This is a genomic window from Burkholderia sp. AU31652 (assembly GCF_002223155.1).
GTDB lineage: Bacteria > Pseudomonadota > Gammaproteobacteria > Burkholderiales > Burkholderiaceae > Burkholderia.
The window spans coordinates 1,632,960-1,645,911 of sequence record NZ_NKFG01000005.1 but is presented as its reverse complement, the minus strand read 5'-3'; the positions used below and the strand labels follow the sequence as shown (position 1 = coordinate 1,645,911).

Below are 12,952 nucleotides of genomic sequence, written 5' to 3'. Positions count from 1 at the left end.
TGTGACGGCAACTGCCGCACGCCCCGTCGGCGATCGGCTCCCCGGCCCCACTCAGAACTGGTAATTCACCGACATGTCGAACACGCCGTTGGTCTTCTGCTGCGTGATCGGGCTGTGCGCGGCGCGGCCGACGAGCTGCTCGAGCGCGCCGTCGATCGTGACGAACCAGTGCTTGTTCACGAACCAGGCCATCGTCACGCCCGCACCGACCGACTTGAGCCCGGCCCCCGATGAATAGGCCGGCAGCCCCGAGCGCGCGGCGGCGCCCTGGCTCACGCCGAACCAGCTGTTCATGTAGCGCGAATCGGCGAACGACACGGTCGGCCCCGCGAACCAGAAGAAATGCTCGTTGCTGCCGGGCATCGGCATGTACGCGGAGAAATCGCCGACCCAGCCATTCGAGCCGCCGATGCTGCGCCGGATATCCGCGCGCAGTACGAGCGGAAACTCCTTCGAGATCACGTAATCGGCCGCCAGTTTCATCACCGGTGCCGCGTTGATGTTGTCGAGGCCGTTCAGGTGCTGGAGGTCGTCGGCCGAGCGGCGCCCGAGGTCGTAACCGACGGACAGGCTCACGCGCCAGTTCGGCCCGCGCAGCACGTTCGCGCCGAGCCCTTCGCCGGTCGACAGGAAGAACAGGTCGCGATAGCGGATATCGATCGTCGGGCCGCCCATCACGCGATAGCGGTCAGAGCCCGCATAGCGCGGCTGCAGCGTCATCGCGGCGCCCATGCTGATATCCCAGGTGGAGATGTTCGGCTCGTACAGCTTCTGGAGCGGCACGCCCGCCGAGTATTGCCACTCGCCGAGCGGTGAAGGCGTCTGGGCCGACGCGTCGCGGGCGCCGGCAGCGGCGAGCGCCGCGCAGGCCGACACCCCGGAAACGAACCGGCGTGCGCCGGGTGACAACAAAGGGCGAGCAACAGTCATCAAGGTCCCCGTCGGTGGCGCGAAACGAACCTGAAATAAAGAAGCGCATTACGCCTCTTCGGCTGCAGCGGTGGGCAGCCTGCGGCGCGAACGTAGCGTGCGCTGAATTAACGGACATCCTACGCGACCCACGCGCGGACGCAAAGCGCCCGCTGCGTGCGGGCACTTTGCCGTACGCGGGACAGTCCGGTGAAGCGGAGTGGAATCAGAATCGCTCGACGTGATAGTCGCCGGCCAGCGCGGCCGGGCTGCGCGTCGACATCATCCGCGAGAAGCCGTCGGCGAGCCGACCGAGCGCGAGCTGCTTCTGGCTCGCATCCCAGTGCGTGTAGGTGTCGTACGCGGCATCGTCGAACGACACGGTGACGGCGACCGGGCGGCCGCTGGCGCGAAAGCCGATCTGCAGCACGCCGCCCGGCAATTCCTCGATGTGATAGCGCAACGAGCGCGATTCGAAGTAGCGGCCCAGCACCTGAGCGATCGCGCGCTTGTCTGGCGATTGCACGTGAATGTCCATGAGGGTCCTCCTATTTTGAGTGTTCGCGCGGACGGTTGTGATGCACCGCCTCCCGGCATCCGGATCGGTGGCGGGTGCGACGGCGGGTCGCCCTGCGGCAGCCCGTCTGGCACGGGCGGATCGACGGGATCGTCGTGCCCGGGCGGCGGCGGGTCCGGGTCGACATCGGGCGTCGTCGGCTCGGGGCGGTGCAGCATGGATGGCGTCTTCATGTCTCTCCTGCGCGACGGCGCGCGCATCTCGATGGCGCCGGCATCGCGCGCAAGCGGCGTGCCCGCTCCCGCGCGCCCGGTTGCCCGCTCCGGTCGGACGCTGTCGTGCGCTCAGTCGTCGTAGGCCGCCATCACCAGCCACATCGTGCGGCCTTCTGCGGTCAGCCGGGCCGCGAGCGCGAACCGGTCGGACGGCGTGCATTCCGCGACGAGCGCCCGCTGCGCGCGCTCGGGGCCGTCGTAGACGGTGTCGTTCAGTTCGCGCACCTCGTCCTTGCCGTCGAACATGCGCCGCTCGGGCCGATAGACCCGCGACTCGCGCTTCCACGTGTCGAAACGCTCGCGCAGGTGGGCGAAATCGCCGCCGCATACGTTCGCGTCGTAACGTATTCTTTCCCTGGATGCATTCATCACGATGTCCTCTCAACCACGCCGACGGCGCGCGTGACTGCGCAGCGTGCGGTTTCGCCAACGCGCAACCGTCGTGCCGACGGCCCGCGCAGGCATGGCGCTTGCGCCTCTATCCATGACCAAGGAGGTTCGACCATGACCGTTCACGCCCCCGGCCGCCACGACGCCGTGTCACCGGCTGCCGGACTGCTCTGGCTCGCCACGTCGCGTCCGCCGTCCAAAGACAAGACGGAGGAACGCATCGACGAGGGCCTCGAGGAGACGTTTCCGGCCAGCGACCCGCCCGCCGTGGGCGGCGCGACCCGTATCGATCCTGCCAAGCCATCCGGCAAGCACGAACGCCGCTCGCCGGACGTCCCTTCACCGCCCCGCGATCACGGCTGACGGCGGCAACCGGCCCGCGCTGCGCGGCGGCGCAGCCGCGTGCCGGAGCAATCTGGAGTTGATCTGATGAAACGCCTTGAACGTAGATGGCATGAAATCAGCGGCGCCGCCGGCGTTGCCGCGCTGGCGGCGATCGAAAGCGCGGTGGTGCTCGCGATCGTCGCGATGACGGGCATCGGCCACTGAGGTCCTGCCCCGCCCGCTCGCGGCTGTCGCCGTGGAAGATGTACAAGCGGGCTGGCAAATTTCTCCGTCGCCTGGCCGGCGCGGCCCGTTCACGCTAGTGGCGGGCTTGCGCTGGCCCCAGGCCCGGCGTGTGCGGCCCGTGCGCGGCACGCCATCTGCTCCCCGATAGTCTTGCTCACGAAGGAGACGTTCATGTATCGCGTCACCGAGATCATGTCGCGCGACGTGGTGTGCGTCGCGCCGACCGACACGATTCGCCACGCGGCCGAACTGATGCAGCGCTTCGATATCGGCGTGCTGCCCGTTTGCGACGGCGCCGAACTCGTCGCGATCGTGACCGACCGCGACCTCGCGGTGCGCGGACTGTCGCACGGCCATTCGTCCGATACGCCCGTGCAGGCGGTCGCGTCCCAACCCGTGCAGTGGTGCGTCGAGGACGACGGTGTCGGCGACGTCCAGCAGCGGATGGCCGACGTGCAGTTGCATCGGATGCCGGTGCTCGACCGCAACCGGCGGCTGGTCGGCATCGTGTCGCTCGGCGACATCGCGACGCGCGCCGGCGGCCCCGAGCGCGACGAGCTGGCCAATACGCTCGAGGACGTGTCACTGCCGCGCCGGCGCTGACCGGCGCCCGGGTGCCGCTTCGACCAGGAGGTGTTCGATGACAACGGACAGACCGTCGCGTGACGACACGCGCATCGTCGGCGGCAACCGCCGCACGGCCGGCGGCGGGCCGGGGCCCGACGTGATGGCCGCCCGCACGCTCGAAGGCGATCGCGTGCTGACGATGGACGGCGACGACATCGGCCAGGTCGCCGACATCATGCTCGACGTGCGCTCCGGCCGGATCGCGTATGCGGTCGTGTCGGCGGGCAACCCGCCCGGGAGCGGCGACAAGCTGCTCGCGGTGCCGTGGAACGTGCTCGTGCTCGACGTCGAGCGCCGCTGCTTCGTGTTGCCCGTCGCCACCGAACGCGTGCGCGAAGCCCCCGGCTTCGACCGGAAGCGCTGGCCCGCCATGGCCGATCCGGAATGGGCCGAGGCGCTGCATGCGTACTATGGCAGTTCGCCGTACTGGCTGATCGAGGAAGGTGAAACGGCGCTGGATGCTCCGCCGCATGAGGCGTCGCCGGGCGGCCCCGACGCCCCTGAAAGCCCTGACGGCGGCAAGCGGTAGCGCAATCGGCGCTCAGTGTGCGGCCGCCACCGTCTGCGCGAGTTGCCGGGCGGCGGCCAGGTGCGCCTTCAGCGTCGGCAACGCGTGGGCCGCGAACGCGCGAAGCTGCGGATCGCGGCCGTTCCGCGCCTCTGTTTCGTAGAGCCTGATCGCTTCTTCATGCGCGCGCGGGCCCGCCAGCGCGACATAGGCCGTATCGAACGCATGCCCTTCCTTGGTTCGCAACGCGGTCACGGCCGGATCGACGAGCATCCGCGACTGGACCGGTACGCCCTTGGTCGCGCCGAGCTCCCGCAATTCGCCGGCGAGCCGTCCGTGATCGTCGACCATCCGGCGGGCGAACGCCTTCACGTTGGGGTTCGACGAGCGGTCGAGCGCGAGCTGGCCGGCCTGCCGCGCCACCTTGCCGATCATGCCGGCCTTGTCGATGAATTCGACATCGATACCGGTCGGCCGCTGGGTCATGCCGGCCTCGTCGGGCGTCGTGCCGGGGCGGATGACGCCGGGCGCGACCTGGGCCGACGAAGCGGGTAACGCCTGCGCATGGGCGAGTACGGCGATCGAGGCGCCGACGGTCGCGGCCAGCACGATCACCGCTGGCCGATGAAGTCGATTCGTTTTCATCCGGACCTCCGTGTGGCGCGACAGGGCGGCCCGGCCGCGCGGGTTGCCGTTGCGTCCGTCGCGCCGCCTTCCTTCGTCATGACCCGGCGAGCCGCCACGCCGGCTGCTACTGGCCGCGCCCTTTCCGATCGTGCGCGGCGTCCGGCGCGACATCGGCGATCACGCTCGCCAGCGTCGGCATGTCCACCGGCTTGCGCAGGTACGCGTCGAACCCGGCCGCCATCACGCGGTGCCGGTCGGCGTTGCCGGCGTGGGCCGTGACCGCGACGACGGGCAGATGCCCGCTGCTGCCCGGCAAATGACGGATACGGTCGAGCAGCCAGAAGCCGTCACCGTCCGGCATCGCGAGATCCGACAGCACGACGTTCGGCGCCTGCCGTTCCACCGCGTCGAGCGCGTCGTGCCCCGACTGCGCGGTCGACACCTGCGCGCCCATCGTTTCGAGGGCCGCGGCAAGGCTCGCGCGCGATGTCGCGTCGTCGTCGACGACGAGCACGCGCTGGCCGTCGAGCGTCACCGGGTCCGGCGTGTCCGCCGCGTGCAGCAGGTTGTCGGCCGGATCGTCGATGTCCCAGCCAGCCGGCAACGTGACCGTGACGGTCGTCCCGCGCCCGGGGCCGGCGCTCGTCGCCACGACATCGCCGCCGTGCAGTTGCGCGATGTGGCGCACGATCGACAGGCCGAGCCCGAGGCCGCGCTCCGGCGACGCGAATGCGCGTTCGGGCCGGCTGAACGTCTCGAACAGGTGCGGCAGGTATTCCGGCGCAATGCCCTGCCCCGTATCGGCGACCGACAGCCGCACGCGCTCGCCTGCCCGGGCCAGCGACACGGCGATGCGCCCGCCCGGCGGCGTGAACTTGATCGCATTCGACAGCAGGTTCGACAGGAGCTGGCGCACGCGCTCGCGGTCCGCCGGAATCACGCAGGTCGGCATCGCGTAGTGGGTCGACAGCTCGAGCCCGCTCGCCTGGGCCGTCGCGTCGAGTTCACGCGTGGCATCGCGCACGACCCGCACGAGATCGACCGGCACGCGCTCGAGGCGCAACCGGCCGGTCGCGAGCGACGATGCATCGAGCAGGTCGGCCACCATGTGCGACAGCGACCGCGCGCTGCGATCGATCGCGTCGACGGCCTGTTGCGCGAGCCCCTGGCCGTCGACGTTGCGCAGCACCTCGATCCAGCCGTAGATCACGTTCAGCGGCGTGCGCAGTTCGTGTGACACCGTGGCCAGCAGTTCGTCCTTCAGCCGGTTCGACGTGTCCGCCTGGGCGCGTGCGTCGCGCGCGCCGCGCAGCGAGCGCAGGTTGCGCCGCTCGCCGCGGCGCCGTTCGTGCGCATCGCGCAGCGTCATCGACAGGCCCGTGCAGTTGCCCTGCGCATCGACCATCGGCGAGGCGGCGAAGGTCGCCCGAAAACGGCCGCCGTCGCGTCGCACGCACAGCACGTCGAGCGGACCGACCGGCGCGTGCAGGTTCGCGAACGACGCGGGCAACGGATGGCGCCGCAACCAGCGCGGCGCGATCATCGCGGCGATGTCGCGCCCGGCGGCCTGCGCCGCGTCGATGCCGAAGATCCGGCGCGCGGCCGGATTCCAGCTCGTGATCCGGCGTGCGGCATCGACCCCGACGATCGCGTCGGGCGAAGCGTCGACCACACGGCGCAGCAGGCGGTCGTCGGGTACCGGCACGCGTGCGGCCGGCGCCGGCTCGCGATGCGGCTCGCGGGCATCGGCGTCGCCGTCGTCATCGGGTTCGCGCAGACGATCGTTCGCGAGCAGCGGCTTCACGGCCATCACGAGCACGCACTCGACGAAGCTGATCGCGACGAATGCGCCGGCTTGCGCGAGCAGCTCGGCCAGCGGCGCATCACGCCACCACAGCGTGCCGATCACGGCCACGCTCAACGCGGCCGCGACCAGCCCGCCGCCGAACGACGTCAGCCATGCGGCAGCCGCAACGCCTGCATAAAAGGGCAGCGGCGCAAATGGCGCGTGCTCGCCGACGACGCGAACCGCCCACGCCTGCAGCGCGGACGCCAGCCCGACGGCCAGCACGATCCATGCACCCTGCCGTAACAGCTCACGTGTCAGGGTCCTCATTGCATCCTTGCCTCGCGCCGGCTCCGGTCGCACGGCGTCATGCCGGGGGTCGACCATCCGGCCTGCCGTCGAGCGTGCCGGGCGAGCCTGACGGGATTCGCAAGCTGCATGCCCGGCGCGGATCGCGGAAGGCTGCCTGCCTGACTCCCTGGCTGTCGGGCGTGCCGTATCGGGTTGAGCGCCAGCCGGTGTCGCGCGTCGCATCAACGCACGATGGTCACGACCAGTTTTTTCATCAAAATTCTGTAAAAAGCACCGATACGACCCTGGATGGCACAGAAATGCCGCGATGCGCGTCAGGAATCGATGGCCTCTCTCTTCCGTCCCCGCCGCGCACATTGGAAATTTCTATTTTGCGGCACCTTCGTGGTCGTTTCGCTGTCGATGAAAATATTGCAATCAACGGAGCGCGTGGTGCCGATTTTCAAAACGGCCCCACCCATGCCGATCCATGCCAATGGGAGAAACCGCAAACCGGTCGAAGCAACGTGCGGACGGCCGCCGGTTGTCCGGCGAGTCCACCGCGATGCGCACGCTGCTCGGCCGCATCGAGAAGATCGCCCCGACCCGCGCCAGCGTGATGATTGCCGGCGAAAGCGGGGTCGGCAAGGATATCGTCGCGCGCCGGCTGCACGACCTCAGTGCCCGGTGCGACGGCCCGTTCGTCCCCGTGAACTGCGGCGCGATTCCGCCCGATATCGCGGAATCGCAATTGTTCGGGCACGAGAAAGGCAGCTTCACGGGTGCAATCGCGCAGCGCAAAGGTTTCTTCGAAGCCGCGCGCGGCGGCACGCTGCTGCTGGACGAGATCGCGGAAATGCCCGCGCCATTGCAGGTGAAGTTGTTGCGGGCGATCGAATCGAACGTGATCGTCCGGGTGGGCGGCACCGAGCCGATTCCGCTCGACGTGCGCATCGTGTCGGCGACGCGCCACAACCCGGCCGAAGCCGTGCGCGACGGCCGGCTGCGCGAGGACCTGTTCTACCGTCTCGCCGCGTTTGCGCTGTACGTGCCGCCGCTGCGCCAGCGCGACAGCGACATCGAGACGATCGCACTGGAATTCGTCGACGCGCTCAACGCGCGGCACCATGCGCACAAGCGGCTGACCGACGCGGCGATCGCCGCGCTGCGCGCGTATTCGTGGCCCGGCAACGTCCGCGAGCTGCACAACACGATCGAGCGCGCGTACATCCTGGCGGACGAAGGCATCGACGTCACGCTGCCGAAGCCGGCGATGCCGCCCGAGCGCCTGTCGGAGAACACGATGGCGCTGCCGCTCGGCGCGACCTTGCACCATGCGCAGCAGCGCTTCATCGCGGCAACTTTGCGCCACTTCGACGGCAACAAGCCGCGCGCCGCGAAAGCGCTCGGGATCAGCCTGAAAACGCTCTACAACCGGCTCGCGCTGATGCGCGACAACGGCCACTCCTGAGCGGCGCGGCCGTCTTTCGCACGCGCCGCGTCAAGCGACCTTGAACCGCCCGACCGTGGTCGCCAGCGCGTTCGCCTGCGACTGCAACGCGGTCGCGGCGGCGGTCGACTGTTCGACGAGCGCCGCGTTCTGCTGCACCATTTCGTCGAGTTGCGTGACCGCGCGATTCACTTCCTGGATGCCGCGCGTCTGCTCGTTCGCCGCGTGCGTGATCTCGGAGATGATCGTCGTCACGTTCGACACGTTGGACACGATCTCGCGCATCGTGTCGCCCGCCTGACGCACCTGCCCGGACCCGGCCGACACGCTCGCGACCGTCGATTCGACCAGCACCTTCACTTCGCGCGCGGCCTGCGCGCTGCGTTGCGCGAGGCTGCGCACTTCCTGCGCGACGACCGCGAAGCCACGGCCCTGCTCGCCCGCGCGCGCCGCTTCGACGGCCGCGTTCAGCGCGAGGATGTTGGTCTGGAACGCGATCCCGTCGATCACGCCGATGATGTCGCCGATGCGGCCCGAGGCTTCCTCGATCTTCTCCATCGTCGCGACGACGTCCGACACGACCACGCCGCCGTGCGACGCGATCCGCGACGCGGCCGCCGCACGTTCGTCGGCCTGGCCGGCGGCGGCGGCCGATTGACCCACCGTCGCGGTGATCTCTTCCATCGACGCAGCCGTTTCCTCGAGGCTCGCCGCCGCCGATTCGGTGCGCGACGACAGGTCCTGGTTGCCCGCCGCGATCTCGTTCGCGGCCGTGCGCACCGATTCGCTCGCGTCGCGGATCTGGCGCATCACGTCGTTCAGCTTGTCGACGAAGCTGTTGAACGAGCGGGCGATGTCGGCCACTTCGTCACGTCCGTCGGCCGGCAGGCGCTGCGTCAGGTCGCCGGCGCCCGAGCCGATCGCGGCCATGGCCTGGCGCACTTGCGACAGGCGACGGAATGCGGTCGCGGTGATCGCGCCGATGATCAGCGACGCCACGCCGACGATCACGAGCAGCGTGATCAGGGACGCGGTCAGCAGCGAGCGCATCCCGGCCGTCGCTTCGTTCTTGTCGAGCAGCACCAGCGCGTACCAGTCCGTGCCCGGCACGGGGCGCGCGCGCACCAGCTTCGCGTCGCCGCCGACCGTCACCTCGACGGGCGCGGCCGCGGCCGCGATCGTCGCGCCGTTCGTCGCGCCGAGTTCGGGCGACACGTCGGCGACCGGCTTCAACGTGAGCTTCGGGTCCGGGTGGGCAACCACGTGGCCGTTGCTGTCGATCAACATCCCGAAGCTCGCGGGCGTCGGGTGGATCGTCTTCACGTTCGCGATCACGGTGTCCATCGAGACGTCCGCCGCGACGACGCCCTTCACCGCGCCGTCGCGCAGGATCGGCACCGCGAACGTGACGACGAGGTTGCCCGTGCCGGCGTCGACGTACGGCGGCGTGACGACCGGCTTGCCGGCCTGCGCGGCCTGCTTGTACCACGGGCGGCCGGTCGGATCGTAGTCGGGCGGAATGCCGGTCGGGTCGGAGAAGTGGAACGCCTTGTCGGCGTAGCCCGCGTAGACGTTCGTGAAACCGCCGGCCGTGGCCATCTGCTTGAACACCGGCAGCGGGTCGGTCGTCAGCGCGGCATCCTGCAGCGACGCGATCATCCGGCTCCGGGTGGCGACCCAGTCGGCGATCCCGACGACGTGGCCGCTGGCGACGGAGGTCAGGTTGCGGTCGATCGCGTCGTCGTTGTACGAGCGCGCGATGAAATAGTTGATGAGCGTGGTGGCGACCAGCGCGAATACGACGATGGCGACGCACGCGGCAAGGATGCGGGCGCGGATGGACGAGAGCATGGCAACGACTCGGTAAGGGAGCGCGAACGCCCGGTGGACGAATTCACCGAGTAAACGGCAATCGCGCCACTTACTTGAGGCCGCTGTGACAATTCAGTGAAACGTATGACAAAACGCAACGCGGGTTGTCAGCGAATCGTCAGGATGCCCGCGCTGCATGGCGCCGTGCGCCCACCGCCCGCGGACGCGACGACGGCATCGTCGATCCCGGGCACGGCGATCAAGAAGCGCGTTGGAACGGGCCCGGTTTGCTGCCGACCGACTCATGAATGTCGATCAGGATCCGGCCCGGGCCCTGCCCCCGGCCACGGATCATGTCACGTCCGCGGCATCAGCCGCGGCGCTCGCCCGTCACAGGCGATGGCTCGGACGCGGATCGGCGTCCGCGGGCGCATCGGCACGCGTGTCGTCGTGGAGATCGTCCTGCCGGCGCATCCGTTCGCGCAGGTGCCGGATCGCGAATACGTGGATGTAGTCGTGCACCCGCGCGTCGGACGACAGCGCGTGCACTTCGTCGTCGAGCATCGCACGCAACTGATCCGAACCGATTGCGCGCTGTTTGGCGGCTTCCTTGAGTGAATCGAGCAAACTGTCCTTGGACATCGACGGACTCCTGACGGTCGAGGAACGAAAAGAAGAAGGTACCGGAAGCTTAAAGACTGAACGGCGGCGCGGCGTGCGATGCACCGGCGCATGTTTGTGCGCGATCAACGGCACGTTGCGTGCCGCCGTGCCGATCCGTCCCCGAACCGGCCGCGCAAGATTCGCGGCGCAAACTGCCCGCGAACGAGACTGGAAGCCCTGCCACGCCACCCCGGGGCGCGGCACCGACTGACACAGGCCGACGATGGAACGCCGCCCGACGCCGATGCACTGGCCAAGTTAGACCGGCCGAAATCATGCGTCAAGCGATCCCCTCCGCGCGCGCCCCATTCGTCCGAACGAACGCGCCGGCGTGTCAGCGGATTCCTATAGGCGCCGCGCATTACCTGACAGCGACTTCAGCGCGCGCTGCTTGGCAGCGCACGGGCGCGACACGATACTGGTGACATGGACGAAACGTTCATACGGGTCATCGCTCAGCCGGCCGTCGAGCCGGCATGCGGGGCCTGGCGCAGGAGACCAACCATGGCACATCGCAACTTACCGGGCCGGGACGGCCAGCGGCGCGCGTCGGGCAAAGCGCGCGCCCTGCCCGCCCAGGCCGTGTCGGCGGGCAACCTTCCGTCCGACAATATCGACACCTTGCTTGCGCTGGCACGCGAGGCCGGATTGCTCGTCACGCTCGACGGGCAGATCGGCCGCGAAAAGTACCAGAGCGTCGCGGGCTCGGTGCTCGCGTTGCAACGGTTCGCCGCGGCACTCTGCGCGCGGGCCGCACCCGACGCGCCGGCCGATGCCGAGCCACGTCGCAAGGCGCGCCCCGGCTGGCCGCACGCGAACCGCCTGCGCAACCGCACGTGCAGCGCGTGCGCGCCGCTGCATGTCGGGCATCAGCGTCCGCGGGTGCGCCGCGCTCCCGGCCGACGGCACGACCTGCGGTCGATGCTTCGCTTCACCTGAGCATGCTGGCGTGCCGTTGCACGGCACGGGGGCCGTGCAACGGCTGAACATCTCACGACGTCGGCAGCGCCTGCCGCACGCCGCGCCTGTACTACAGCGAGCGGCGCACCTGGCGCGATCCTCACCGATCCGCATCGGCGCCACCGCGCGCCATCACGCGTCATGACGCGCCGTTCGACACGGCCGCCATGACGACGATTCCTGCGGGGAAGGCAATTCAGACGGGGCCAACTACAACACGAACGCGGAAAGCGGACGGGGTGACTTCCACCCCGTCCGTCCTCCAAGGCAACCGTGGCTGCCTACCCTCGTGCCAGAGAGTTCTCTGTCGGACGACGCGCCGTGCATCGCACGTCGCGGCTCCGGAAATTGATGTCACGGCTGTGAATGCACCGTCGATCGCGGCCATCAACACGCGTGTTGCAGCGTGGCTGCGCGGTACATGCACGACAGACCGGCCGTGTTGCCGGTTGTTCCGACAATGTCTCACGCGCGAGGCGCGCCGTTTCTGATGCAGGTCAAGCCAAGCCTGCTTCGATCGCGACACCGCGCGCTTTATTCGGTACCGCGCACGAGCAGCACCGGCACCTGGGCGAGATGCGCAATGCGGCGCGCCACGCTGCCGATCAGCCAGGCGGCGATGCCGCGCCTGCCATGCGTGCCGACCACCAGCAGTTCGGCACGCCAGTGCACGGCGTCGCGCATCAGCGCATGAGCCACGTCGTCGCTGGTCGGGCGGGTTTCGACGACACCGCGCTTGCTCGGGTTCCCGGTCGCATGGAACAGCGGACCGATCTTCGCGAGCGCATCCTCGCCCTCCGCGCGATAGGCATCCTCGAGCGCGCGCACCGGCACGATATCCGTCAGACGAACCGCGCGATCGATCACGTACGCCGCGTACAGCAACGTCGTCGGCGTCGCGAAGCCGAGCCCGACGCGCACCGCGTGCAGCGACGGCTCGCTGCCGTCGACCGCGAACATCAGCCGCTGCAGGCCGCCGTCCGACGGCCGCACGTAGGCGGCCGGCACGATCAGCAGCGCGCAGCGCACGCGGGTCGTCAACGTGTCCGACATCGCGCCTTCGACGAGCCGCAGCAGCCCGTGATGCGGATTCGCGCCGACCATCAGCACGTCCGCGCGCCATGCCGACGTATCGCCCACCAACGCATCGGCCACCGAGCCGCCCGTCACCGACGTATCGATGATGGCCTGCTCGACCTCGACACCGCTGCCGGCGAACATTGCCGCGATCCGTTCGTTGATGGCGTGCGCCTCGCGCATCATGTCCTCGCGCGCGGACGTCAGCAGTGCGTCGATGCGCGGGATGTCGGGCAACACGAGGCGCGGGTTGTCGATGGCGCAGACGATGCGCAATCGCATGCCGGGGCGCAGCAGCGTGCGCGCATAGCGCGCGGCGGACAGCGATTCGGGCGTCGGATCGACGGCCAGCGCGATCCGCGCAAGCGTCGGGCTGGGCTGGGCAGGCTGCATGGCGAAGGCCTCCGTGCGTGCGCGTCGTCGCGGAACGACGACGGGAGCTTCGCGCGGAAGCGGCGCACGGCGGCCGGGCCACCGCCGCGGTCGCGGC

General features: G+C 69.4%; 13 protein-coding genes and 1 pseudogene. 6 read left to right on the top strand and 8 right to left on the bottom strand.

All coding sequences use genetic code 11. The features are described from left to right. Positions 1–51: 51 nt before the first annotated feature. From CFB40_RS24965 to CFB40_RS24955, 3 genes are all read right to left on the bottom strand, one after another. A complete protein-coding gene (locus tag CFB40_RS24965) occupies positions 52–930 on the bottom strand; it encodes a MipA/OmpV family protein (protein WP_089432676.1) in 879 nt (292 codons plus the stop codon). A gap of 205 nt (positions 931–1,135) precedes the next feature. Next, the gene (locus tag CFB40_RS24960; protein WP_041492268.1) at positions 1,136–1,447 is read right to left on the bottom strand and encodes a hypothetical protein; all 312 of its coding nucleotides are present in this window, start codon (positions 1,445–1,447) and stop codon (positions 1,136–1,138) included. A gap of 323 nt (positions 1,448–1,770) precedes the next feature. Further along, positions 1,771–2,070 carry a hypothetical protein gene (locus CFB40_RS24955; RefSeq protein ID WP_089427508.1) on the bottom strand — a complete coding sequence of 100 codons (300 nt, stop codon included), beginning with the start codon at positions 2,068–2,070 and terminating at the stop codon, positions 1,771–1,773. 135 nt (positions 2,071–2,205) lie between these two features. Here CFB40_RS24955 and CFB40_RS24950 point away from each other — a divergent pair, with 135 nt between their 5' ends. From CFB40_RS24950 to CFB40_RS24940, 3 genes are all read left to right on the top strand, one after another. Further along, a complete protein-coding gene (locus CFB40_RS24950; RefSeq protein ID WP_089427509.1) occupies positions 2,206–2,454 on the top strand; it encodes a hypothetical protein in 249 nt (82 codons plus the stop codon). 378 nt (positions 2,455–2,832) lie between these two features. Further along, on the top strand, positions 2,833–3,264 hold the full coding sequence (locus CFB40_RS24945; protein ID WP_089429099.1) for a CBS domain-containing protein: 432 nt from the start codon (positions 2,833–2,835) through the stop codon (positions 3,262–3,264). 37 nt (positions 3,265–3,301) lie between these two features. Then, positions 3,302–3,817, top strand: a complete 516-nt coding sequence (locus tag CFB40_RS24940; RefSeq protein ID WP_089427510.1) for a PRC-barrel domain-containing protein — start codon at positions 3,302–3,304, stop codon at positions 3,815–3,817. A gap of 12 nt (positions 3,818–3,829) precedes the next feature. On the opposite strand, the gene CFB40_RS24935 is transcribed toward CFB40_RS24940, so the two are convergent. Together CFB40_RS24935 and CFB40_RS24930 are read right to left on the bottom strand one after the other, a co-directional pair. Next, the gene (locus tag CFB40_RS24935; RefSeq protein ID WP_089429100.1) at positions 3,830–4,441 is read right to left on the bottom strand and encodes a DUF4142 domain-containing protein; all 612 of its coding nucleotides are present in this window, start codon (positions 4,439–4,441) and stop codon (positions 3,830–3,832) included. Positions 4,442–4,547: 106 nt separating this feature from the next. After that, a complete protein-coding gene (locus CFB40_RS24930) occupies positions 4,548–6,539 on the bottom strand; it encodes a hybrid sensor histidine kinase/response regulator (protein WP_089432675.1) in 1,992 nt (663 codons plus the stop codon). 384 nt (positions 6,540–6,923) lie between these two features. Here CFB40_RS24930 and CFB40_RS24925 point away from each other — a divergent pair. Next, a pseudogene (locus tag CFB40_RS24925) lies at positions 6,924–7,971 on the top strand (sigma-54 interaction domain-containing protein). Positions 7,972–8,001: 30 nt separating this feature from the next. On the opposite strand, the gene CFB40_RS24920 reads toward CFB40_RS24925, so the two are convergent. Together CFB40_RS24920 and CFB40_RS24915 are read right to left on the bottom strand one after the other, a co-directional pair. Beyond that, on the bottom strand, positions 8,002–9,801 hold the full coding sequence (locus CFB40_RS24920; RefSeq protein WP_089427513.1) for a methyl-accepting chemotaxis protein: 1,800 nt from the start codon (positions 9,799–9,801) through the stop codon (positions 8,002–8,004). A gap of 351 nt (positions 9,802–10,152) precedes the next feature. Further along, positions 10,153–10,404 (bottom strand): DUF3562 domain-containing protein, encoded by a 252-nt coding sequence (locus tag CFB40_RS24915; RefSeq protein WP_089432673.1) that lies wholly within the window; start codon positions 10,402–10,404, stop codon positions 10,153–10,155. Between CFB40_RS24915 and CFB40_RS38180 the strand changes: the two genes are divergently transcribed. Together CFB40_RS38180 and CFB40_RS24910 are read left to right on the top strand one after the other, a co-directional pair. After that, a complete protein-coding gene (locus tag CFB40_RS38180) occupies positions 10,397–10,636 on the top strand; it encodes a hypothetical protein (RefSeq protein WP_143329881.1) in 240 nt (79 codons plus the stop codon). The two genes, CFB40_RS24915 and CFB40_RS38180, sit on opposite strands and share 8 nt — an antisense overlap. A 293-nt stretch (positions 10,637–10,929) precedes the next feature. Beyond that, positions 10,930–11,364, top strand: coding sequence for a hypothetical protein (locus CFB40_RS24910; RefSeq protein ID WP_089427515.1), 435 nt, complete (start codon positions 10,930–10,932; stop codon positions 11,362–11,364). Between the two features lie 555 nt (positions 11,365–11,919). On the opposite strand, the gene CFB40_RS24905 is transcribed toward CFB40_RS24910, so the two are convergent. Continuing rightward, complete coding sequence (locus tag CFB40_RS24905; protein WP_089427516.1) at positions 11,920–12,855, bottom strand: universal stress protein; 936 nt, start codon at positions 12,853–12,855, stop codon at positions 11,920–11,922. Between the last annotated feature and the right edge of the window lie 97 nt (positions 12,856–12,952).